The organism is Neobacillus driksii, assembly GCF_013409995.1.
Taxonomy (GTDB): Bacteria; Bacillota; Bacilli; order Bacillales; family Cytobacillaceae; genus Neobacillus; species Neobacillus driksii.
This window is the reverse complement of the sequence record NZ_JACCBX010000003.1, coordinates 110,124-133,742: the sequence shown is the minus strand read 5'-3', so window position 1 is coordinate 133,742 and position 23,619 is coordinate 110,124. Positions and strand designations below refer to the sequence as shown.

Annotated in this window: 26 protein-coding genes; 22 read left to right on the top strand and 4 right to left on the bottom strand. The window is 37.8% G+C overall.

Annotated features, from left to right (window positions below; all coding sequences use genetic code 11):
* The first annotated feature begins 47 nt into the window (after nt 1–47).
* The 6 genes from F4694_RS06880 to F4694_RS06855 all read left to right on the top strand — a co-directional run bounded on the left by F4694_RS06880 (nt 48) and on the right by F4694_RS06855 (nt 5,956).
* Nucleotides 48–629 carry a TerD family protein gene (locus F4694_RS06880; protein ID WP_179596225.1) on the top strand — a complete coding sequence of 194 codons (582 nt, stop codon included), beginning with the start codon at nt 48–50 and terminating at the stop codon, nt 627–629.
* A gap of 72 nt (nt 630–701) precedes the next feature.
* Nucleotides 702–1,472: a TerC family protein gene (locus tag F4694_RS06875; RefSeq protein ID WP_179596223.1), complete on the top strand. Its 771-nt coding sequence runs from the start codon at nt 702–704 to the stop codon at nt 1,470–1,472.
* A 76-nt stretch (nt 1,473–1,548) separates the two neighbouring features.
* Entirely contained in the window at nt 1,549–2,745 is a 1,197-nt protein-coding gene (locus tag F4694_RS06870) for an HpcH/HpaI aldolase/citrate lyase family protein (protein ID WP_179596221.1), read from the top strand.
* Nucleotides 2,687–4,024: a phosphoribosyltransferase family protein gene (locus F4694_RS06865; protein ID WP_179596219.1), complete on the top strand. Its 1,338-nt coding sequence runs from the start codon at nt 2,687–2,689 to the stop codon at nt 4,022–4,024. Before F4694_RS06870 ends, F4694_RS06865 begins: the two co-directional genes overlap by 59 nt.
* 13 nt (nt 4,025–4,037) lie before the next feature.
* Nucleotides 4,038–5,159 carry a cysteine protease StiP family protein gene (locus F4694_RS06860; RefSeq protein WP_257029164.1) on the top strand — a complete coding sequence of 374 codons (1,122 nt, stop codon included), beginning with the start codon at nt 4,038–4,040 and terminating at the stop codon, nt 5,157–5,159.
* Entirely contained in the window at nt 5,156–5,956 is an 801-nt protein-coding gene (locus F4694_RS06855) for a hypothetical protein (protein WP_179596217.1), read from the top strand. The genes F4694_RS06860 and F4694_RS06855 overlap by 4 nt, the downstream gene beginning before the upstream one ends.
* On the opposite strand, the gene F4694_RS06850 is transcribed toward F4694_RS06855, so the two are convergent.
* Nucleotides 5,953–6,198, bottom strand: a complete 246-nt coding sequence (locus tag F4694_RS06850) for a hypothetical protein (protein WP_179596215.1) — start codon at nt 6,196–6,198, stop codon at nt 5,953–5,955. The two genes, F4694_RS06855 and F4694_RS06850, sit on opposite strands and share 4 nt — an antisense overlap.
* Nucleotides 6,199–6,437: 239 nt before the next feature.
* Between F4694_RS06850 and F4694_RS06845 the strand changes: the two genes are divergently transcribed.
* The 7 genes from F4694_RS06845 to F4694_RS06815 all read left to right on the top strand — a co-directional run bounded on the left by F4694_RS06845 (nt 6,438) and on the right by F4694_RS06815 (nt 12,784).
* Nucleotides 6,438–8,075, top strand: a complete 1,638-nt coding sequence (locus tag F4694_RS06845) for a YceG family protein (RefSeq protein ID WP_179596213.1) — start codon at nt 6,438–6,440, stop codon at nt 8,073–8,075.
* Nucleotides 8,076–8,111: 36 nt separating this feature from the next.
* Nucleotides 8,112–9,176 (top strand): toxic anion resistance protein, encoded by a 1,065-nt coding sequence (locus F4694_RS06840; RefSeq protein WP_179597075.1) that lies wholly within the window; start codon nt 8,112–8,114, stop codon nt 9,174–9,176.
* Between the two features lie 42 nt (nt 9,177–9,218).
* A complete protein-coding gene (locus tag F4694_RS06835) occupies nt 9,219–9,845 on the top strand; it encodes a TerD family protein (RefSeq protein ID WP_179596211.1) in 627 nt (208 codons plus the stop codon).
* Nucleotides 9,846–9,905: 60 nt separating this feature from the next.
* Complete coding sequence (locus F4694_RS06830) at nt 9,906–10,484, top strand: TerD family protein (protein WP_179596209.1); 579 nt, start codon at nt 9,906–9,908, stop codon at nt 10,482–10,484.
* 213 nt (nt 10,485–10,697) lie between these two features.
* Nucleotides 10,698–11,402, top strand: coding sequence for an anthrax toxin lethal factor-related metalloendopeptidase (locus F4694_RS06825; RefSeq protein WP_179596207.1), 705 nt, complete (start codon nt 10,698–10,700; stop codon nt 11,400–11,402).
* Between the two features lie 90 nt (nt 11,403–11,492).
* Nucleotides 11,493–12,287 (top strand): thymidylate synthase, encoded by a 795-nt coding sequence (locus F4694_RS06820; protein ID WP_179596205.1) that lies wholly within the window; start codon nt 11,493–11,495, stop codon nt 12,285–12,287.
* Nucleotides 12,284–12,784 (top strand): dihydrofolate reductase, encoded by a 501-nt coding sequence (locus F4694_RS06815; RefSeq protein ID WP_179596203.1) that lies wholly within the window; start codon nt 12,284–12,286, stop codon nt 12,782–12,784. The genes F4694_RS06820 and F4694_RS06815 overlap by 4 nt, the downstream gene beginning before the upstream one ends.
* 248 nt (nt 12,785–13,032) lie before the next feature.
* Here the strand turns inward: F4694_RS06815 and F4694_RS06810 are convergent, their stop codons facing one another.
* Nucleotides 13,033–13,341, bottom strand: a complete 309-nt coding sequence (locus tag F4694_RS06810; protein WP_179596201.1) for a hypothetical protein — start codon at nt 13,339–13,341, stop codon at nt 13,033–13,035.
* 351 nt (nt 13,342–13,692) lie between these two features.
* Here F4694_RS06810 and F4694_RS06805 point away from each other — a divergent pair, with 351 nt between their 5' ends.
* Complete coding sequence (locus F4694_RS06805) at nt 13,693–14,421, top strand: lysophospholipid acyltransferase family protein (protein WP_179596199.1); 729 nt, start codon at nt 13,693–13,695, stop codon at nt 14,419–14,421.
* 34 nt (nt 14,422–14,455) lie between these two features.
* Here the strand turns inward: F4694_RS06805 and F4694_RS06800 are convergent, their stop codons facing one another.
* Nucleotides 14,456–14,695 carry a hypothetical protein gene (locus F4694_RS06800; protein WP_179596197.1) on the bottom strand — a complete coding sequence of 80 codons (240 nt, stop codon included), beginning with the start codon at nt 14,693–14,695 and terminating at the stop codon, nt 14,456–14,458.
* 309 nt (nt 14,696–15,004) lie between these two features.
* Between F4694_RS06800 and F4694_RS06795 the strand changes: the two genes are divergently transcribed.
* The 3 genes from F4694_RS06795 to F4694_RS06785 all read left to right on the top strand — a co-directional run bounded on the left by F4694_RS06795 (nt 15,005) and on the right by F4694_RS06785 (nt 17,101).
* Complete coding sequence (locus tag F4694_RS06795) at nt 15,005–15,199, top strand: twin-arginine translocase TatA/TatE family subunit (RefSeq protein ID WP_045524138.1); 195 nt, start codon at nt 15,005–15,007, stop codon at nt 15,197–15,199.
* Between the two features lie 123 nt (nt 15,200–15,322).
* On the top strand, nt 15,323–16,066 hold the full coding sequence (tatC, locus tag F4694_RS06790) for a twin-arginine translocase subunit TatC (protein WP_179596195.1): 744 nt from the start codon (nt 15,323–15,325) through the stop codon (nt 16,064–16,066).
* A gap of 192 nt (nt 16,067–16,258) precedes the next feature.
* A complete protein-coding gene (locus F4694_RS06785; protein WP_179596193.1) occupies nt 16,259–17,101 on the top strand; it encodes a DegV family protein in 843 nt (280 codons plus the stop codon).
* 27 nt (nt 17,102–17,128) lie between these two features.
* Here the strand turns inward: F4694_RS06785 and F4694_RS06780 are convergent, their stop codons facing one another.
* Entirely contained in the window at nt 17,129–18,016 is an 888-nt protein-coding gene (locus tag F4694_RS06780; protein WP_179596191.1) for an MBL fold metallo-hydrolase, read from the bottom strand.
* A gap of 221 nt (nt 18,017–18,237) precedes the next feature.
* Between F4694_RS06780 and F4694_RS06775 the strand changes: the two genes are divergently transcribed.
* The 5 genes from F4694_RS06775 to F4694_RS06755 all read left to right on the top strand — a co-directional run bounded on the left by F4694_RS06775 (nt 18,238) and on the right by F4694_RS06755 (nt 23,616).
* Nucleotides 18,238–19,755 carry a spore germination protein gene (locus F4694_RS06775; RefSeq protein ID WP_179596189.1) on the top strand — a complete coding sequence of 506 codons (1,518 nt, stop codon included), beginning with the start codon at nt 18,238–18,240 and terminating at the stop codon, nt 19,753–19,755.
* Nucleotides 19,756–19,767: 12 nt separating this feature from the next.
* Nucleotides 19,768–20,889, top strand: a complete 1,122-nt coding sequence (locus F4694_RS06770; RefSeq protein WP_179596187.1) for a GerAB/ArcD/ProY family transporter — start codon at nt 19,768–19,770, stop codon at nt 20,887–20,889.
* Nucleotides 20,873–22,033 (top strand): Ger(x)C family spore germination protein, encoded by a 1,161-nt coding sequence (locus tag F4694_RS06765; protein WP_179596185.1) that lies wholly within the window; start codon nt 20,873–20,875, stop codon nt 22,031–22,033. The genes F4694_RS06770 and F4694_RS06765 overlap by 17 nt, the downstream gene beginning before the upstream one ends.
* 75 nt (nt 22,034–22,108) lie before the next feature.
* A complete protein-coding gene (locus F4694_RS06760) occupies nt 22,109–22,684 on the top strand; it encodes an SCO family protein (protein ID WP_179596183.1) in 576 nt (191 codons plus the stop codon).
* Between the two features lie 107 nt (nt 22,685–22,791).
* On the top strand, nt 22,792–23,616 hold the full coding sequence (locus F4694_RS06755; RefSeq protein ID WP_179596181.1) for an SGNH/GDSL hydrolase family protein: 825 nt from the start codon (nt 22,792–22,794) through the stop codon (nt 23,614–23,616).
* Nucleotides 23,617–23,619: the final 3 nt, after the last annotated feature.

The window sequence follows — 23,619 nt, the reverse complement described above, 5'->3', positions numbered from 1 at the left end:
AGAGAAACTCGTATATAGACTATTACCTAAAATGGAGGAATGTAAAAATGGCAATTAGTTTATCCAAAGGTCAAAAAGTTGATTTAACAAAGTCCAATCCTGGGTTAACAAATGTAGTAGTTGGATTAGGATGGGATACGAATAAATATGATGGCGGGAATGATTTCGACCTCGATTCATCTGTTTTCTTATTAGGTGAAAGCGGCAAGGTTACAAACGAAACCGACTTTGTATTTTACAATAATCCACAAGGTGCCAATGGTGCTGTTGTACATAATGGAGATAACCGTACTGGTGCAGGCGATGGTGATGATGAACAAGTAAATATCAATCTAACTGCAATTCCTGCTAACATTCAACGCGTTACTTTCACCATTACCATTCATGATGCACAAGCAAGAAACCAAAACTTTGGTCAGGTTTCGAATGCATATGCACGTATTTTCAATGAAGCAACTGGTGAAGAATTAATTCGTTATGATTTAGGAGAAGATTTCTCTATCGAAACAGCGGTTGTTGTTGGTGAACTATACCGTCATAACGGTGAATGGAAGTTTAGTGCGATTGGAAGCGGCTATCAAGGCGGCTTAGCAGCTCTTGCTACAGACTTTGGATTACAAGTAGGATAACATCTAGAATAAAGACCCAGCGTATGCTGGGTCTTTGAACAAAACTTATAATATCCGGGAGGAATTTTTTTAATGTGGGAAGGTATTATTGAAACTTATTCATTATTTTTTGACTGGCAGCATTGGGTCGAGGTTCTTTCAGATCCAGTTAACTGGGGATTAATTGGTACCCTTGTTATTCTCGAAGGGTTATTGTCAGCCGATAATGCTCTTGTTCTAGCAGTAATGGTAAAACACTTACCGCCAGAACAACGTAAGAGAGCCCTTTTTTATGGTTTACTAGGTGCTTATATATTCCGCTTTATCGCAATTGGAATTGGGGTTTATTTAATTAAATTTACCTTGGTTAAAGTTTTAGGAGCAGCTTATCTTGCTTGGTTAGCGATTAAATATTTTATTGATAAACGAAAAGCCAATCAGGCAGCAGAATCAGAAGAAGAAGAGCACGGGATTAACCAAAAAGGCTTGCTCATTCGATTATTTGGTACCTTCTGGGGAACGGTTGCTGCAGTAGAATTAATGGATATTGCTTTTTCTGTTGACAGTGTTCTAGCTGCTTTCGGAATTAGTAATGAAGTTTGGGTACTGCTGCTTGGCGGTATGCTTGGGGTTCTTATGATGCGTGGTGTTGCCGGGGTATTCTTGGCATTAATTGACCGTATTCCAGAACTTGAGACATCAGCTTATATTTTGATTCTATTAATATCTGCAAAAATGTTTGCCGGAGTCTTCGGTGTTCATGTAAGTCATATTACATTCTTCGTTATTTTACTACTTGTATTTGGAGCGACTTTCATTGTTCATTTTATGAACAAAAAGAAAGAAGTTTCTAAGGAATCATAATTATTAACGTACGACATAAAATGGGGAGCAGACGAAAGTCAGTCCCCATTCTTTTTATTTAAAGGAGTCATTGAGAATGAAGTATTTTACTTATTTTTATGAAAATGAGCTTGAGACATTATTCTTTGAGAAACCAAAGGAATTTAATAAGTATAGTGATCGTGAGCTTTTATCTTATGGACTTGGAGCAACTCTTTACATGCCGGCAACTCGTCCCAATATTCATCAAGATCTCCTTTCTAAAAAGCATGAGGGGTTAACATCCCTTGTAATTGACTTAGAGGATGCCGTAGGTGATATGGAGGTTGATAAAGCGGAAAAGCGGCTTGTTGAGGAACTGCTTAAATTATATAGTGAAATCAATAATCATTATTTAACAATTGACGACCTGCCTCTTATGTTTATCCGGATTCGAAATATCGAGCAGCTTCAAAGAATTAAGGAACAACTAGGAAATGCAATTGAATTGTTAACGGGAGTAGTTTTACCAAAATTTAATGCAGAGTCTGGCGGGGAATTATTGTCAGAGGTGGTTAGTATTCACACAGACCGCAGGCCTTTTTATGCAATGCCTATTCTTGAGAGTGATAAAATCATACATAAAGAAACTAGAATGAAAGAATTAATGGCGATAAAACGTCTGCTTGACCGCTATAAGGAAAATATATTAAATGTTCGAATTGGGGCGACTGATTTTTGCGGATTGTATGGAATTCGCAGAAGTGTGGATACGACTGTTTACGAGATTGCTGTCTTACGAGATTGCATTGCAGATATTATAAATGTTTTCCAACGGTCAGAAAGTCCATACGTAATTTCGGGACCAGTCTGGGAGTATTTCTCCTCCAAACCAAGGATGCTAAAACCACAGCTTAGACAAACTCCTTTCCGCGAACGTTATGGTGATGAAGGCTTAAAATGGCGGGCTGAATTAATAGATCAGAATATGGATGGTTTAATTAGAGAAGTGTTAATGGATATTGCTAACGGGCTGACCGGAAAAACCATTATTCATCCAACACATATAAAAGCCGTCCAGGCACTAAATGTTGTAACATACGAGGAATATATCGATGCCTGTTCCATTGTTGAAGCAGAAAACGGTGAAAATGGAGTTAAGAAAAGTGATTTTTCCAATAAGATGAATGAAATTAAGCCGCATTTGTTTTGGGCCCAAAAGACCATCTTAAAATCTCAGCTTTACGGGGTGCTGCATGAAGGATACACAAATATCGACCTTATCAAAAAAGACGTATACGTATACAATTCTTGACAAAATTACTGTTGACATTGAAGTAACTGCTAATTCATATCAATTACCGCTTGAAGAACTGTTTACAATGGCAGCTAGAATCAATAAAAAACGGTCGTTTCTGTTTGTTAGTAAGGTTCTTGGAAAACATTTACCAATACAACCGCAAAAAGGCCTATTGGCTGCTGCTTTACTTGCGGCTCGATATGCAGAGAGTATTAGAAAATTGAATAGCCATGTATCAGAGAGTCTGGTTAGATCTTTTGGGAAAAAAGAGACAGATTTCCAAAGCGTTTCTTTTATACCCAAGTCTGTTAATCCTGTTGTAATTGGATTTGCAGAGACCGCTACATCACTTGGACACGCTTTTTTTGATTGCTTTGAAGAAGCAGAGTATTTCCATACAACAAGAGAAGTGATGGATCATCTAACACCTTGTATTACTTTTGAAGAAGAGCATTCGCATGCTACTTCTCATCGCTGTTATATTCCGATCGACATGATTGATCATAAGCGTGAAATTATCTTGGTAGATGATGAAATGACCACTGGAAAAACGGCAATCAATATTATCGAATCGATCCATACCCAGTTTCCTAGAAAAGACTATACCGTTATCTCGATATTGGATTGGCGTTCAGAAGAAAATAAACAACAATTCACACAACTAGAAAGAAAACTGGGGATAAATATAAATGTTGTTAGCTTGATGAGCGGTAAGGTACAAGTAAATGAGATGGGTAACCTTCAAGAACTAGAACAGCAGCCTGATACATATAAAGAAATAAAAACTTGTTTGGAAGTAATATCTTTATCCGCCTTTTTTGAAAAAGGAATTGCTGGCAATTGCAATGAGACTCCCTATCTCAAGGAAACTGGCCGCTTTGGAATAGATAGCAAAAACAATCTTGTTCTTCATCAGAAAATAAATAACGCCGCCTCTGTACTAAGACAACGCAGAATGGGTTCAAAAACACTATGTCTAGGGAGCGGGGAGTTCATGTATATCCCTATGAAATTGGCTGCGGAAATGGGAAGAAATGTCTTCTATCAATCTACTACTAGAAGTCCAATCTATATTCAAAACATCCAAGGGTATGGGGCAAGACACGGAATCGCATTTCCTAACCCAGAGGATCAGGAAGTAGCTCATTTCGTTTACAATATTCCTCCAGGTGAATATGATGAATTATTTGTTTTCTTTGAGAGAGAAGTACCTGCTGAAAATCTTCAGCCATTATTAAAACAATTTGAAAAACTACAGTTAAAGTCGATTAAAATCGTCTTTTTCTCAGATTGATAGGGGTGGAAGAATGCCTATGATAACCAATCAGCCTGCTAAAATAGGAAGCTATTCTGAGGATGATGTTCTTTTTCTACTAAAGGATTTGAGTAATATTCAGCTTGAAGACTCAACCCTGAATCGTGAAATGAGAGTTCAAGCTGGACAGCATTATAGTGAATCATTGCCGATCGAATACCAGCCGCCAGAGGAATATGTTGATTTGTTTTGGAGTACCGCCAATGAGTATAAATCAAAAGTGGCACTATGCGTTGGTATTGTGGCAGAGCAAATCTATCGCAATAAGGGTAATCAAACCATCCTCGTATCTCTTGCCAGGGCTGGAACGCCGGTTGGAATTCTAGTTAAAAGGTATATAAAATTCCGCTACGGCATTTCTTTACCTCATTATAGTGTCTCGATTATCCGTGACAGAGGTATTGACGAAAATGCACTGCACTATATACTTGAAAAACACACAGAAGGTAACATTCAGTTCGTGGATGGATGGACCGGAAAAGGAGCCATTTCGCTGGAATTAACAAAGGCATGCCAACAGTTTGAAAAAAATTATCAAATCCAGCTTGATGACCAACTTGCGGTCATTGCCGACCCTGGCCATTGTACGACACTTTTTGGAACGAGAGAAGACTTTCTCATTCCAAGTGCCTGCTTAAATTCGACCGTCTCAGGACTTGTGAGCCGTACAGTATTAAATGACACGTATATTGGTAAAAACGATTTTCACGGAGCAAAGTATTACCAGGAACTTCTCCCAAGTGATGTTTCGAATGATTATATTGAATTGATTGCTGGTGAATTTTCTGCCATCAGTCAAGAAGCAGAGGAAGTCGCTTTACCAAGAGAACACGAGGAAATTAATGTGGAATTTAAAGGTATGCAGGATGTTAGAACCATCCAAAAACAATTTGAAATAGGAAACACGAATTATATCAAACCAGGAGTCGGCGAAACCACGAGAGTACTACTTCGGAGGGTCCCATGGAAAATCCTCATGCGCGATCCTTCAAGTCCTTATGTGAGACATATTCTTATGCTCGCTGAAGAAAAAGGAGTAGAAATAGTGACGTATCCGGAAATGAATTATTTGTGTATGGGGTTAATTAAATCGGTTAAGGGGACTAGTAAATGATAACTGCATCGGATCTTGACCGCACACTCATGTATTCTGATCGAGCAATAGAAGAATTCGGAATACCAGCGAATCTTGTGTTGAAGCCGGTTGAAATGATAAAGGGAAAATGGGCTGGGTATATGACGGAAGCGTCATTTTCCATGTTAAGAGAAGTTAATAAGCACAGCTTGTTTATACCGGTTACAACAAGAACAACAGAACAATTTAAACGGTTTGTGATTTTTGAAAAAGAAATACCATTGTCTTACGCGATTACGACAAATGGAGCACATATTTTGTATAATGGGGAGCCTTTAAAAGAGTGGTCGGAACATTTAATCATTCAATTGAGAAATGGATGTGCCTCTGAGGAAGAATTACTCTCTGCCTTAAAAAGGGCTGGAATTACCTTGGATGGGGAAAGAAAGCAGGCTGAAAACCTATTTTTTTACTTTGTATTAAACTGTCTTCCGAGCCCATCAGAACTCTCAGCAATTCGTGGGCTTACAGCCAATTATGGCTGGAAAATGAGCCTTCAGGGCAGAAAACTCTACTTTATTCCAACTGCTATTAGCAAAGGGAAGGCACTTGAATATATTTGTAACCGAGAAGGAATGGAAGCAATGGCGGGCGCAGGTGATTCTGTTTTAGATTGGGATTTTCTAAAGAATTGCCGCTATCGATTCGTCCCAAGCCATGGAGAGCTCCTAAAAGTGAAGGGACCAGCAGATTTCACGCTGACAAACCAGCTCGGCGTTGCCGCTGGTGAAGAAATACTCCAGCATTTCCTTAAGTCTTTAAAACTCAAAATCTAATTTTTTTTAATATATGGATAAAACAAATAAAAATAAATCGAACTGAATAATGCAAAAGAACCACTAAAAAATAGGACAGCAATACTAACACTGGCAAGAACGGGAGAAAGAAACAGAGTAAAAAGTAAGCATAACCAGAACAAATCAATCATAACGAAGGTTTTCGAGACCATTAAATCCATAATGATACTTAATTCCTCGCTAACATCTTCCATTCTTGGCCGCTTGTATTTAAACCTCATGAAGTCACCTACTTGTAGTCTTGAGTACTCAATCATATGTAAGGACAAGGAAGAATGTGAAAAATGAGGAAATGAGGAAATTACTCGTCTTCTTCTCTTGAAATGAAACATTTTACGATTACTTTCGTATAAACAATGAACCAATTATTTAACTGTGATATGATGGTAAAGAATACCCTTACATAATTTAACTGTTACGTACAAAAAATCTTTCGCTTTTTTGAGGGAAGGGATTATGAATGAATTTACCATACAACCAAATGCATATCCGACCTGTATCCCTTTCTTTTGAAAATTGGCTGGATATGCTGAAAATGCCGCTGTCAGAACGGCCAGAATTTTCAATAGCTCAGGGAAATATTCAAATTGGGCAAGTACTGGCAAAATTTCTTGGAATTCCGATTGATAGTGATGATTACTATAATCAGCTTTTTGATTTTGTGAATTCCACTGAAAGCGGATTACATTTATTAAGTGAGGAATCACTAAATAAGCACATTGATAATCAGCATTTTCAATCGATTCAAAAGGTATTGAATATAAGTCAGGAACAAAAGCTTTCCATTAATCGATTCACCGCTTTTCTTGATGGTGAGCGGCTGCTGTATAAATCAGATATCCCAGCCATTCATCGGAAAATTAGAGAAGCGATGATTAGTACGCTTGAACTATTTACTCAGCGTGAAAAGGACGGGTTAAAGAATCACGAACTAAGAAGGGTTTTAGTCGACGTAATAAAATGGTCGATAAACCACTTAAATCCGTTATTAGATACCGTTAACCTGCAAAAGGAAATGCCTAAATTCTTATGGTATGGCGATATGAAACGAAGTCAGCATTATTTTGTCTATTATTTAATGAAGATTGGCTGTGATATAGTCATTTTTCATCCAGAAGGCAAGGATGTGTTAGCGGGATTTGAGGATGATGAATTTTTTACGCATCATTACCCAAATAAACAACAAGCCGCACCGTTTCCAAAAGAAAGAAGAAACCGCCAAACCACTGTTGCTTACCGTGCATCAAGAGAGATTGAGACGATTCTCAATCAGGAGGGCTCAGGTTTATATAAACCGTGGCAATTACGGGAGTATACGCCGTCTTCCATCACCTTAAAAACAACCTATGATGAATTATTTATACTCGGAAAGGAAATCGCGATGGTTCGACCAGGCTTTGAAGTAGAGAACGGACAAGTTAAAATTCCTTCCCTGTTCGCTAAAATTCAGGGCGTGAGTAAAAACAGGAAGGAGTATTGGGAGCGAATTCACAATCTCACAGAATTCGAACACAGCCTGTTAATCCGTCAATTACCGTTCACATGGTCAAGCTCTAACGATTTTCGTTTTCATTACCGAAATGCACTTGGCAGAGATGGATTGCTGAATCCTGAAATAATGATGCAGGCACATTATTGGCCGTATTCATTTTTACCAACTGGATTACAAAATGGGATCGCGAATGCCATTCGACGGATTTGTGAAAAGCCGGGTTTAAAGTCGTTACCTGGGGAAAGCATGGAAGAGGTAAGCATCTATTTGTTTAGTCAGGCGATGTTTACACCGAAAGAAATTATCCAGTTAATGGAGAAATTTGATTATTCACAGCATATACCGAAGTTGATCATTTATAACAATGAATGCCGCGGTATGCTATCTAGATCAGACGCTGCCCTTATCCTGCTTTTAAACCAATTTGGTATTGATATAATCGTATATAATCCGCCAGGCCATAATGATATTGAAAATTTCCTTCATGATAGTTTATTCGATACGCACTGGCTTGAGGATGTTGTTTTTGAATTAGAATATAAGGAACCTTTCAAACTGAAGAAAAAGTTCTTTCAAGGAATTATAAAAAATTTAAGGGGAGATTAAGTAGTGAATCTACCACAAAATCAAACTGCTAACTTAATGACTGAGGAACCACTTAGTGAAGCAAAGATTTCAGATATTAAGCTTGCCCTCAGGAAGGAAACGGAAGTTCAAAATCTGGCAAAGTCTATAGATGAACGTGATCAGATAAAAATCTTAGAGTTTGGTAAAGAGCCTGCTGTGCAAATTTCCCGATTCTCTGATCAAATCTTAGGTAATATGCGGACCACGAAGGTCGAAGATTCCGGAGAGCTTCTAAAGCAGCTAACCAAAATAATGGATAAGTTTGATCCAAAGGACTTTCAAAAAACTTCTCCCGGATTCTTCGGGAAGCTCTTTAAAAAGGGCGAAAAGATGATTGAAAAGGTTTTTGGAAAATACCAAACGATGGGTTCTGAAATTGATAAGGTGTATGTGGAAATTTCTAAGTACCAGCATGAGATGGTGGATTCCACAAAAATGCTCGAACAAATGTATGAGCAGAATTATCAATTTTATATGACGCTGGAAAAATACGTGGTTGCCGGAGAAATGAAGGTAGAAGATCTAAAAAATAATCAATTGCCACAATTAGAAGCACGTGTTGCGTCAGGCGACCAGATCGCTTCCATGCAATTGGATACGTTGAGAAATTCAATTGAGGCTTTAGAGCAGCGAATTTATGATCTTGAAATGGCAAAGATGGTCGCGCTGCAGACAGCACCGCAAATACGCTTGTTGCAAAGAGGAAATACAAAGCTGATTGGAAAAATCAATTCCGCTTTTGTCACAACGATTCCAATCTTTAAGAATGGACTCATTCAGGCGGTTGCTGCAAAAAGACAAAAGCTTGTTGCTGATTCAATGAGTGAACTAGACCGTAGAACAAATGAAATGCTTTTGAAGAATGCGCAAAATATTTCTAAACAAAGCACAGATATTGCAAGACTTGCAGGCGGTCCAAGTATTAAAATCGAGACCATCGAAGAATCCTGGAACATCATCATTAAAGGTATGCAGGAAACAAGAGCCATTGAAGAAGAAAATAAACGCTTACGTGTAGAAGGAACAAAGCGCCTAGAACAACTACAAGACAACTTTAAAAAATTGAAACAACAATACTAATTGATTGTTAAATTTAAAAAATTTTATTATGAGGTGAAAGTTATGGCTATTAGCTTACAAAAAGGTCAAAGAGTCGATTTAACAAAAGGAAATCCAGGACTATCTAAAATCATGGTAGGTTTGGGCTGGGACCCAGTTCAAAGCGGTAAAAGCGGAGGCGGCGGTCTCTTCGGTGGATTATTTGGCGGTGGAGGAGCAGGCGGCGGTGCCAATGTGGACTGTGATGCTTCTGTAATTTTGCTAGGTGCAAACGATAAAATTCAAAACAACAATGACGTGATCTACTTTGGTAATTTGAAAAGCAAAGACGGCAGTGTGCAGCACTCTGGAGACAACTTAACAGGTGATGGAGACGGGGACGACGAACAAGTTATGGTAGAACTAAGCCGTGTTCCAGCAAGCGTTCAAAAGCTTGTATTTGTTGTTAATATTTATGATTGTGTAAAAAGAAAACAACATTTCGGCATGATCCGCAATGCATTTATTCGTGTAGTAAATCCATCAAATGGTCAAGAAATGATTCGTTATAACCTATCAGATGATTACAGCGGCAAAACATCGTTAGTGGTTGGGGAAATTTACCGCCACAACACAGAGTGGAAGTTCGCTGCTGTTGGAACTGGTACAAACGCAGCAAGCTTAAGTGAAGTAGTGCGTTCATACAGTTAAGACTACAGGAACAAGCTATGCTTGTTCCTTCTAAAATTAAGTTCTAAAGAGGTGATCTAGTTGGGCATCAATTTATCTAAAGGACAAAGAATTGATCTTACAAAAACAAATCCTGGATTAACAAGAGCCATTATTGGTCTTGGGTGGGACACGAACCGCTACCACGGCGGACACGACTTTGACCTCGATGCTTCCGCATTTCTGACAGACGCAAATGGGCGGGTAACGCAGGATTTGGATTTTATCTTTTATAATAATTTAGTGCATGCGTCAGGCGGAGTGGAGCATACGGGCGATAACCGGACTGGTGAGGGTGATGGGGACGATGAGCAAATAAGAATTGATTTCAGCAAGGTTCCTTCACACGTCCATCGAATTGCGATTGCCGTAACGATTCATGATGCAGACTCACGAAATCAAAACTTTGGACAGGTTTCCAATGCCTTCGCCCGTTTGTTTGATGAAGAAACAAATCGTGAAATTCTCCGTTTTGACCTTGGTGAAGACTTTTCCGTCGAAACCGCCGTTGTTATTTGTGAGCTTTATCGTCATAACGGTGAATGGAAATTTAACGCCATTGGCAGCGGATTTTCAGGCGGTTTAGCGGCACTTTGCCGGAATTATGGACTTGAAGTATAGAGTTTTTCGAAAAGCTACCTTTTTTTGGCAGCTTTTCTTTTTTTATGTATAAAAAATAAATCTTGTTTTTTAAAACGAATACTTTTGGAAATTTTACTGATAAATGAGATATATCCGAGAACTCCGATTTCCACCAATTAATTACCAATTATTCAGCACAATCTACCATGTTATAATTCTAGTAAAGGTCTAATTTACTAGGAGGATGATAATATGCGTAAATGGGTTGTTTCCTCCATTATTGCTGGATTATTTTTGTCGATGATCACCACCTCCCAAGCCTCGTTTGACAGCATTAAACTTGGTGATTATCCAAGAAACTCTGAACTCTATCAATTTATTAATAACGAATCCAATCTCGAACAATTAAACGAAATGATACTATTACCAAAAAGCCTTTTTGATGAAAAAGCGGCTGCAGGTATTATTACTAGAATTTCTAATTTGCCAGAAGCTCTTTTAGAAAAAATCAACGATCAAGACATTACCCTTAAACTGTTTATTGGAAAATTAACAGATAACCAAACAGCTCGCTACTTAGCTGGGCAAATTCCCCGTGGGTACAATTCACAAACTACGTGGGATGAAGTACCTGGAATTGGTGGCTCGCAAGTGGTTTTGGTGAAAATAGGGAGCAGTGAAAAAGGGAAAGGGCATGGCTCTGTGAATTTAGAACTGCACGAAATCGCTCATTCGATTGATCATCTTGTATTCCAAAATGTTAGTAAAAGTAAAGAATTTCAATTGATATGGGAGGAAGAGAGAGGAATTTTATTTCCTGGAAACTCTTATTTCATCCTGCATGCAGAGGAATACTTTGCTGAAACCTTTGCCATGTACTACCTAAACGAAGAAACAAAAGTACAATTGGAAAAACTAGCTCCTCAGACGTATGACTTCTTTCAAAGGCTACATTAATGTTCCGCATATGTTAGTATCAAGGGTTATACTTATGCAATCATTATGGTAAAATGAAAAACATGAATGCGAGACAAGGGAGTGTCAGTTTTGAAGCAATATTTAGAGCTATGCGAGCATGTTTTGAAAAATGGCCACGAAAAGGGAGATCGTACCGGAACAGGGACAATCAGTACTTTTGGCTATCAAATGAGATTTAATTTACAAGAAGGATTTCCTTTATTAACCACTAAAAAGCTTCATTTAAAATCGATTATTTATGAATTGCTCTGGTTTTTAAACGGCGATACTAATGTCCGATATTTGCAGGAAAATGGTGTGCGAATTTGGAATGAGTGGGCTGATGAAAACGGCGAACTAGGGCCAGTATATGGACATCAATGGCGTTCATGGACGGGTGCTGATGGTACGACTGTTGACCAAATTAGTGAATTGATTGATCAAATCAAGAACAATCCAAACTCTAGAAGACTGATTGTGAATGCATGGAATGTAGCGGAGATTGATAAAATGGCTTTAGCACCATGTCACTGCCTGTTCCAATTTTACGTTGTTGATGGGAAATTATCTTGTCAGTTGTATCAACGTTCAGCAGATGTATTCCTTGGTGTGCCATTCAATATAGCCTCTTACGCTTTACTGACAATGATGATTGCTCAGGTTTGTGACTTGGAGCCGGGTGAATTTATTCACTCATTCGGTGATGTTCATATCTATCAAAATCATATTGAGCAAGTGAAAATGCAAATGGAGCGAGATCTGCGTTCATTGCCGAAAATGAACATCAATCCACATGTTAAGGACATTTTCTCATTTTCCTTTGAGGATTTTACTTTAGAAGGTTATGATCCACACCCACATATTAAAGGAGCGGTCTCTGTATGATTTCTTTTATTGTGGCCATGGATGAAAACAGAGTCATTGGCAAGGATAATGAATTGCCATGGCATTTACCAGAGGATTTAAAATTCTTCAAACGAACCACAATGGGGCACCCGATTGCGATGGGGAGAAAAACGCATGAATCGATCGGTCGGGTTCTGCCTGGAAGAGAAAATATCGTAATTACCCGTCAGGTAGATTATAAGAGCAATAATGTGACAATTTTCTACTCAATGGAGGAATTCGTGGAATATTGCCGTAATCAGGATGATGAAATCTTCGTAATAGGCGGTGCTGAAATTTTTAAAGAAACGTTTCTTTATGCAGACCGTCTTTACATAACACATATTTACGAAGAGTTTGAGGGAGATACTTATTTTCCGGAGTTCAATGAACGTGAATGGGAGCTCATCTCCTGTGAAAAAGGAATAAAAGATGAGAAAAACCCTTATAAGTATGAATATAGAATTTATGACCGCATTACCAAAGGCAGCCATTAATTTTGGCTGTCTTTTTATTTTAGGCTCTGTTAAAGAAAAATGTTGATAATGCACTCTGTTGTTTTTCGCGGAAGGCACGAAGCTCTCGAAAATCCAAGTTCTCGGTAACAACCTTGTCCCGGATCTTCTGATAAAACGTTGTTCCCCAATTTATCGTAACAATCTGACCAGGGTAGTGCCCGATAATCCAAGACTCCCCAATTTATCGTAACAATCTGTCCAGGATAGTGCCGATAATCCAGGGCTCGTCAATTTATCGTAACAATCTGACCAGGATAGTGCCGATAATCCAAGACTCCCCAATTTATCGTAACAATCTGTCCAGGATAGTGCCGATAATCCAGGGCTCCCCAATTTACGTAACAATCTGACCAGGATAGTGCCGATAATCCAGGGCTCGCCAATTTATCGTAACAATCTGACCAGGATAGTGCCGATAATCCAAGACTCCCCAATTTATCGTAACAATCTGACCAGGATAGTGCCGATAATCCAAGACTCCCCAATATATCGTAACAATCTGACCAGGATAGTGCCGATAATCCAGGGCTCCCCAATTTATCGTAACAATCTGACCAGGATAGTGCCGATAATCCAGGGCTCCCGAATTTATCGTAACAATCTGACCTGGATTGTTCCTATAAACCTAGACTCTCCAAATTACGGTAGCAATCATACCGGGATAGTGATGATCATCCAAGGCTCCCCGGCAATCACGAGGATAGCGCGAAGTGACTCAGGACAGGAGTCCACCAGTTACTGCGGAGATTCTATAAAGAATCTTTTCTTAGTGGAGCGGAAATCAACAGTCCAATTTACACAGCCTTATTTTAAAAAAATATCATTTAACCTAATCAATTTTTCCTCTCCTGCTTTATAATATTTTAGAACACAAAAAGGAGGCAACAATGTTTAGGCTAATCACATGCTTTTTGTATATAAGCGGTTTTCTAATATATAGTATTCCACAGCTAACTAGAATAAAGAAATTAAGTCATTTACCAGTTAACCAACTTGATAAAATTGCTCATGAATACCCAAAACGATTTTCGAAGACTTTCATGAAATTGACAGGCTCTGATGTACGTGTTGAGGGTTTGGAATTGATTCCGGAAGGACCAGTTGTTTTCATAGCGAATCATGAAAGTGATTTTGATATTCCTGTTCTACTTACGACAATTGATAAACCATTCGGTTTTGTTTCAAAAATAGAAGTTAGGAAAGTGCCAATCCTCTCTGCGTGGCTCGACGCCATTAACTGTATACTCATTGATCGTAAAAACCGTGAGCAAGCACTTAACAGTATGCAGGAAGGTGTTAAATTACTCAAAGAAGGTCATTCTCTTGTTATCTTTCCTGAGGGAATGAGAAGCATGGGAGGACCTGTCCTCCCCTTTAAAGTTGGGGGAATTCGCTTAGCACAGGACGCAGGAATGCCAATTGTACCGATTGCCATTAAAGGTACCGCAGATGTTTTTGAGAAAAATGGACGATTAATAAAACCTGCTCAAATTAAAGTAACCATTGGTGAGCCTATCAATCCTAAAATTCATTACCATAAAGACTATAATGATTTAGCCGAAGAAGTTCGGCGAATCATTATTGATAACCGTGAAGAGAGTAACATTGCATCATAAAGAAAGAAGCATCGGCAATGATGCTTCTTTCTTTTTAAAAATAGGAACCATTTAATTCATAATCAGCTAATTTATCAAGCATTCCTTTAAATTCATCTGGATGGCAGAAGTCTTCCTCATGGAAATGTGCTTTCACCCATTCAATTAATTCATTAGGGCTGTTAAAGTATTCCCCGCTGCTATCGCTTTTACGAATCATATACCTGCCGTTCTCTTCATCGATGGTTACTTCAACTGGCAGGGCTCCATCAAAACTACTGAGTGAAAATTCCATCTTCATCACATCCATTCCATATAAGTTTCTAATAGTATATGTTTCTCTTGCTGAAATTATAAATGTTAATTGACTAATTGTCAAAATATTTCTAAAATTCACAATAGGAATTTACATTGACTTCAGCTGTAGTTCTTGGTAAATTGTTAAGAGTAAATGGTAGAGAAATAAATGCTAATCATCACATATAGGTAATATTTCTTAGATAATGTGAATTTAATATGAATTATTGCGTATATTTTACTCAAAAGTGTTTATCAATACTATAATCGTAGTAGAAAGATAATTAACTAAAGGGGATGTAAATCAATGTTCTCAAATATTGGAATACCAGGATTAATCCTTATTTTAACACTGGCCCTCATTATTTTTGGCCCTAAGAAGCTGCCGGAAATTGGCCGTGCCTTCGGACAAACGTTAAAGGAATTCAAGAAATCAACTCGTGAATTAACCGATGACGTGATGAAGGACATTGATGAGGAAAAACAAAAATTGACTAAATAAGGTGTAAGATTCTTTCTTGCACCTTTTTTTCTTCAATGGAATTTTAAACTATAAAAATGGTGTAAATAACATTTACTATAAGAGGATACATTCTCAACCTTTTGAAATTGGCAGGGGAAATACATGGAAGATAAAGAATTACAATTAGTTGATCATTTAGATGAGCTGCGTAAACGGATCATTATTTCGGCCGTTGCTTTCGTTGTTTTTTTTATTGTTGGATTCATTTATGTGACAGATATCTACGATTGGATCGTTCGAGATCTGGATGTTAAATTGATTGTACTCGGACCGAGTGATATTATCTGGGTTTATTTTATGATTGCGACGGTTATTGCGATTGCAGGTACCATCCCAGTGTTAGCCAGCCAACTATGGATGTTTGTAAAGCCAGCACTTAAACCTATAGAAAAAAGAATTACCTTATCCTATATACCAGCACTGTTTATATTATTTATCATCGGTCTGTCTTTTGGTTACTTCATCATTTTCCCAATGGTACTTGAGTTTTTAGTCAATATGGGTGCAGACATGTTTGTAACCAATTTTACAGCTGAAAAATATTTCCGATTTCTTATGAATATGACCCTTCCGTTTGGAGTATTGTTCGAGCTTCCAGCGGTCGTAATGTTCTTAACGGCATTAGGCATTATTAATCCATTTGTGTTATCGAAAATCCGAAAATACGCATACTTCGTGTTAATCTTAATTGCAATCGTCATCACACCTCCAGATTTTATGTCGGATTTTGTAGTGACTTTACCATTATTGCTGTTATATGAAATTTCAATAAACCTATCGAAATTTGTTTACAAGAAACGAATGAAGAAAATGCAAGAAGAGGAAGAAGAGTTTGCTAATGCATAAACAGTGATACAAGGACCTTCAGAGATTCATTTCTTTGAAGGTCTTTTCTAGATATTTAATGCCTGTCCCCCTTGATCAAGGAGCCATCGCTTTTTTAATTCCAAATTATTTTTTAGAAAATAGGGGAATTTATATCTTAAAGAATAAGGAACAGGTATAATACTATGGAGTAAATCCTAGGGATGTGAATAAATGAGCAAGATTAAGATTGTCACGGATTCAACCATGGATATGACAATAGAACAGGCAGACCAATTAGGTGTGGTTGTAGTTCCACTTTCCGTAACAATAAAAGGAGAAACCTATTTGGACCGCGTAGAAATTCAGCCTGCTGAATTTATGGAAACGATGAAAAGTTTAGAAGAATTACCGAAAAGCTCCCAGCCATCAGCTGGAACTTTCCTAGAAGTGTATGACAGACTTGGGGAAGAAGGCTATGAAGTAATTTCCATACATATGACAGGTAAAATGAGCGGAACCGTTCGCTCTGCTGAAAGTGCTGCCCAAATGACGAATACGAAGGTAACTGTAGTGGACTCAAAGTTTATTTCAATGGCACTCCAGTTCCAGGTTCAAGAAGCGGCTGAAATGGCGAAGCAGGGCAAGAGTGTTGAGGAAATCCTTGACCGGCTTGATCATGTTTGTGAACATACGAAGCTTTATATAATGATTGATACTTTGGAGAATATGGTAAAAGGCGGACGGATAGGGAAGGGAAAGGCATTCATTGGATCCTTACTAAATATAAAGCCAATTGCTTCTTTGGAAGGTGCCGAATACACCCCAGTTGCAAAGGTCCGAAGTCATTCACAAGTGGTGAAATGGCTCGCTAGGCAATTTGCAGAGGATGTAAAAGGTAAAACTATCAAACGTGTGGGCATCGTTCATGCAGAGGCACATGAGTTGGCCACAAAATTAAAAAACTCGCTCATTGAATTAACAGGCTACAACAGTATTTCTGTTGATTATACAGGTCCAACAATTAGTACGCATACAGGACCAGGTACCATTGCATTAATGTATTACTATGAATAATATGAGGATGGGGCATTAGCTCCATCCTTATTTGTTTATTACCTGAATATCGTTTCCTTGTACACTATACCCAAGTCTCCGCAAATGCTTACGAATACCACTTCGCTCCCATGTTCTAAGAATCATGATTTCCAGCATTTTTTTCGGATAGAAGATTCCGATGTTGGTCAGTTCCTCGAAGGTCATCCCCTCTTGAACATGCTTTTCAATAACTTCGTCACGTTTTTCAATAATCGATAAAAATTTCCACATCGCTTCAGTAAATTCTTGTTTGGTAAAGATACCCTTCTGATGACCTGTGATATAGGTGTCTGCGTTCAGTTCTAGAAGACGTGTACTGGAGGCAATAAACTCGTCAATATCCCCATCCGTACCAAAGTACCAAGGTCCAAACGCTGTCATATCAAAATCGCCGACGTAAACTGCACCTAATTCCGGAAAATAGGGTGAGGTATATCCTTTTGTGTGACCAGGTGTATGTAGAAAGTTTACCTTAACGCCGCTAAAGTTGTATTCTTCTTCATATTGATAGGTACCAGAGATCTCTCCGAGGTTTTGCACCCATTCCTTTGGAAGGTGCTTTCTTAATGTTTCAACTCCCTTGGGACCCCATTCCTGGTAGACTCCGTTCCCTCTAGCAATTCCTTCGATTGATTGAATGGTTTCAAATTCGAGTGGATTTATCCATTTTTCTGCATCTCGTAACAAATGGTTATGCAGTGTATGGTCGGGATGGTAATGGGTATTAACAACCAATTCAACTCCATATTGCTCGTCAAGAGCACGTAGTTCGGCTGGATCTGCTCCAGTATCAATGAGCACCTTATCCTTACTATTAATATACAAACTTCTTGAAAAGGGAACCTTACTATTATTAGCTCCTTCAATAATCATAATGGGACCGATTCGTCTCATCCATAACACCTCCATTTTACTATACTTTCTTTTCGAAATTTTCTGTTTTGTCGAATGAATACTCATTCATAATACCATATAATATCCATACCTTAAACCTTCTTTTTATTCCTTATGGATGAATAACCATCAGGATTGTCCTATGTAACATTCTTAGTTTTTTGGGTAAAAATAGCTTTTTTGGTAATGCTAAAAAAAATTGAATTAAAAAGGTGTTGCCTATGTTCAAATGGTTGTCAGGGAAAAAAGCCGAAGAAACACCAAAGGCTCATAGTTTAGACTTAGAGGAACTAAAGGAGCAGCTTAAAACTGAATTAAATGTCGGTACTGATCTTGTCTTCAGAACAATGAAAAGGGACGGGGAGAAGCTTATTTTCTGCCTGATGAGTTCATTAATTGATTCGACAAGACTTGATGATATCGTTATTAGATCCATATTAAACAATAAGGATATTGAATGGACTTGTGAATCTATTGCAAAAGTCTTACCTATGATTTCTATAACTGCAGTTAATCAATTAAATGAAGTAGTTGCCGGAATTAATGAAGGAAAAGTGTATATCTACGCAGAAGGGCAGCCCTATGGGATTCTAGCTGATGTTGAGAAGACCATTCAAAGAGGTCTAGAAAAAGCTGAAACAGAATCACTGGTTTATGGTCCGAAAATATCTTTTACTGAATCACTACAGGGTAACATGAATATTTTAAGGCACAACATCAAAGATGAAGATTTTTGTGCAGAAGACCTAACTGTAGGTAAACGATCAAAAACAAAAGCTAAGCTTATCTACATTAAGGGGATTGCTGATGAAGAAACAATCCAAACCTTTAGACAACGGGTTAAGGATCTAGACCTAGATTATGTCCCTGGAACAACGGTTCTTGGTCAGTATATTGAGAGCGACAGTTGGTCCGTATTTCCACAGTTAATGACAACAGAGCTCCCTGACCGTATATCTATAGCATTATATAGGGGGAAAGTGGCAGTATTATTAGACAGGAGTCCTGACTGTCTCTACGGTCCTACTTCCTTTTTCTCCTTTTTCGAATCAACGGAAGATGTTTATATGCGCTGGAACATGGGGTTGTTTTTACGGATGCTGCGGCTAGTGGCTACTTTTTTCTCCGTATTACTAACACCTGCTTATGTGGCTGTTTTAACCTATCACTATGAAGTCATCCCTTCCCCATTGCTGCTGTCTTTGGGGGAATCAAGGGCGAGAGTTCCCTTTCCACCCGTCATGGAAGCACTATTACTCGAATTTGTTATCGAATTATTACGAGAGGCAGGGGCTAGGCTGCCGACAAAAGTGGGTCAGACAATGGGTATTGTAGGAGGTATCGTAATTGGGCAGGCAGCAGTTGAGGCAGGATTTACAAGTAATATCCTGATTATCATCATTGCACTAAGTGCTCTGGGTTCATTTACGACGCCGAGTTATTTAATGGGTACTGCCATTCGAATCATTCGGTTCCCGATCATATTGATGGCAGGATTATGGGGAGGTATTGGGATCATGCTATGCTTCTGCTATTTCATTATTCATTTACTTAAATTAGAGACCATCGGAGGACCTTATCTTACACCCGTTTACCCTATTAGATTAAAGGATATTGGCTACAGCTTTTTCAAGCTGCCGCCGCAATATCTTTCATTCCGCCCCTTAACGAATCGAACAGATGACCAGGAGCGCTTTTCTAAAAAGAAGGCGAAACAAAAAAAGGATGTAGATGAATAGGAGCGAATAAAAATGAAGGTAAATTTACATCCAAAAGAAGGATTATTGTTCAATGCATTTATGCTCGCTTTCATCATCAACTCCGTACAGGTGGGAGTTGGGTTAGCCGGTTTGCCAAGAGTTGTTTATTTAGAAGCGAAGCACGATGCTTGGATTTCAGTTTTCTTAGCAGGGATTATCGTTTCGGTTGTTTTGGTATTTATGATCCAAATGCTCAAGCAATATGATAGTGCAGATTTGTATGGAATTCATGTTGATATATTTGGAAAATGGGCAGGGCATTCGTTGAATGTCCTCTACATGATTTATATGACATCGACTTTCTTTATCATTCTAATGAACTATGTTGAAATTGTTCAAGTATGGATCTTTCCGACCTTGCCAACTTGGCAGCTTTCCCTGGTTCTCATTTTGCTAGTCATTTATGCTGTTTATGGTGGAATAAGAGTTGTGGTTGGAGTGGCATTTTTTTCAGTTGTTGGGACCATTTGGCTGGCTGTAGTCATATTTGTTCCACTACAATTCGGTGATTTTACTCATTTGTTTCCCATTATGAATGCAAATGTGAAACAACTACTCATGGGAGCACATAGTACAACACTTTCAATGCTCGGATTTGAAATTATTATGTTTGTTTATCCATTTGTGAAAGAAAAGCAAAAGGCTATGTTTTTTGTACAAATGGGAAATTTGGTTACAACGCTTATATTTACTTTTGCGACACTCATTTCTATTGTTTTTTTTGCCTCTAATAGCCTTGAAAAGACGATCTGGCCGGTTTTATCAATGTTTAAGATTGTTCGACTCCCCAATTTAGAAAGGTTTGAATTTATTGCTGTTTCTTTTTGGATGCTCATTATTTTGCCTAATATGTGTTTCTATCTTTGGGCAGCTTCAAAGGGATTTTCTAGAATCCTTCGAAGAAAACAAAAATGGGGTGTTTGGATTATTGCCATTGCGGCCTTTGCAGGATCCTTCTTCATTAAGACAAGATATCAAATGAATACAATGACAGATTTGGTAGCGAAGTTAGGATTTTACTTTGCTTTTTGCTATCCTGTTCTTCTTGCAATGATTGTCTTTGTGAAAAAATGGTATAAAAGGAGGGAGAGTAAGCATGCAGAAACGTCGTAAATGGCAGAATCTGGTGATTGGGATAACTTCATTCTTTTTACTAACAAGCTGTGGAGTCGAAACGAAGCAATTGGAAAGGTTAGGTCTCATTACGGCGATTGGATTTGATTTAAAGAAAGAAAATCAAATCAAAGGGACCGTTGCGGTATCAAAATTTGACCCCATGGCCAAAGTGATGACCAACGTCATTTCTGCTGACGCGAATACCCTCCAAACCTTACGAGCAGAGGAAAATCTTGCAACCGACCAGAGACTTGAAATGGGGCAGCTCCGCTGTGTTATTTATAGTGAGGAATTGGCGGAAAAAGGAATCATTCAGCTTGTAAACGCACTAAATCGTGATCCAACAGTTGGGAATATGGTTTATTTAACGATTGCTGAAAAAGATGCTTTTTCAATCATAAGTATGGAAGAAAAGAAGATAAAGGTAAATATCGGAACTTATTTATATAATTTAATTAGACAAAACGTGGAAAGGGAGCTATTAATCTCACCGACACTTCACGAATTTAATCACAAGTTTTTTGATTACGGACAGGATCCGGTGCTGCCAATACTAAAAGTCAAAAAAGACAAGGTAGCCATTTCAGGAGTTGCTCTATTCAATGATGATAAAATGGTAGCAACGTTAAACAATGATAAGCTCTTTTATTTAAAACTTATAACAGATGAATATCGAACAGGATCAAAGGAATTAGAATTTAATCGCGATGAATTTTCGAAAATAATCAATGTACAAGGTGGACAGTCTTATGGGGAAATTTATAATAAATTATTTATAAGTATCGATAATTTACGCAGTAATACAAAAATTCATTTAATCAACAAAAAGAATCTAACTTTTAAAGTCGAGGTAAAAATGGATTCCAGATTGCTTGAAACTACGAATTATTTAGATTTAGGCAAACCTGCTAACATGAAGTTCATAGAGAAAAAAATAAATAAAGAAATGGAAAGTCAAATCAAAAAACTACTTTTGTTTTTCCAAGAAAAACAGGTAGACCCTGTTGGAATTGGTAATGAGTATATGGCTCATGTCCGCGGCAAGCCTATATCACAAAAAAAATGGAAAGAATTATATAAGAATGCTAAATTTGACGTTCAGGTAAAAAACACATTAACGAAAACAGGAACTATGGATTAATAAGCTGTTGTCTTTCTTCTTTTGTGAATGTTTGTTAAACTAATCACGAAAAGAAAAAGGTTGCGGGGGATTAATATGAAGGTTAGGTTATCGTTTCTTTTAGTAGTAATTGTGGCACTCCTATCTGCTTGTGGGCAGAAGGGGATTGAGAATCCGCTTGATTATCCAGTAAATGATTTTAAGGCTGTCACACAAGACAATAAACCATTTGAAAAGAAGAATTTGGACGGAAAAATCTGGGTTGCTGACTTTATTTTCACCAATTGCGCAGATGTTTGTCCACCAATGACGGCTAATATGACCAAGCTGCAAAAAATGGTTGTTGAGGAAGAGTTGAAGAATGTAGAGTTTGTATCATTTAGTGTCGACCCAACTGTTGATACACCCGAAAAACTAACAGGGTATGCAACGAACTTTGGTCTGAAGGATTATAATTGGACTTTCTTGACAGGCTATTCACAAGAATTTATTGAAACTTATGCGAGAGAAACCTTCAAAACGTTAGTAAAAAAACCACAAGAAGGTGACCAGGTTATTCATCAAACATACTTTTTCTTGGTGGGACCAGATCAAAAGGTTAAGAAAATTTACGATGGCTATAAAGAAGTACCATATGATGAAATGATTAGTGATATAAAATCGTTACAATAGACCTCCTCTGGGTCTATTTTTTTGGTAATGAATAGTATGTAGTACGAGCTTGTTTTGTATTATTTATGTTCTGTTATAATATCATTAGTAAGAGGGTGGTGAATTTAATGAAAAAAGTGTTCACCCTTCTCATTCTATCGGCATTTTTCTTAAGTTCTTGCAGTCAATCCAATCGATTGGAATTACATAAAGAACGGACTGCTTCAGCTGTTGTTTATGAAGAGATTCCTGACGATTTTGTCCCAAAGGAAATAAAAATTATTTCTGCTGGTGATTCTTTAACAGAAGGTGTAGGAGATAGTACAAATACTGGAGGATACCTGCCTTACTTAAGAACTTTGCTCGAGGAAGAAAAGGGAATTAAAGAAGTAGATTTTTATAACTTCGGTGTAAAAGGTAATCGTACCCCGCAATTATTAAATAGATTGCAGACAGAAGACATGAAAGAATCCCTTTCTACTGCTGATTTGGTAATATTGACGATTGGCGGCAATGACATTATGAAAGTAGTCAAGGATAATATTACAAATCTCGAGTTATCTATTTTTGAAAAAGAAAGAGAAGTGTACATTAAAAATCTCATCGAAATCATGAATTCCATCATTCGAGTAAATCCTGAAGCCTATATTGTTTTGGTTGGAGTATACAATCCATTTTCACAATGGTTTTCTGATGTGAAAGAGCTCGACAAAATCGTTTCAGATTGGAATGCTGCCAGCCAAAGCGTTGTTTCAAATTATTCAAATGCCTATTTTGTTGGAATAGAAGATTTATTTATTAATCCATCAGAAAGTTTATTGCATACCGATAACTTCCATCCTAACGATAAAGGGTATGAATTGATCGCAGAGCGATTAAACGAAACCTTAGAAGAACGAACATTACCTGATCTTGTAAAAAAAGCGTATATGGTCAGTAAAGAGGAGAATTAGCTT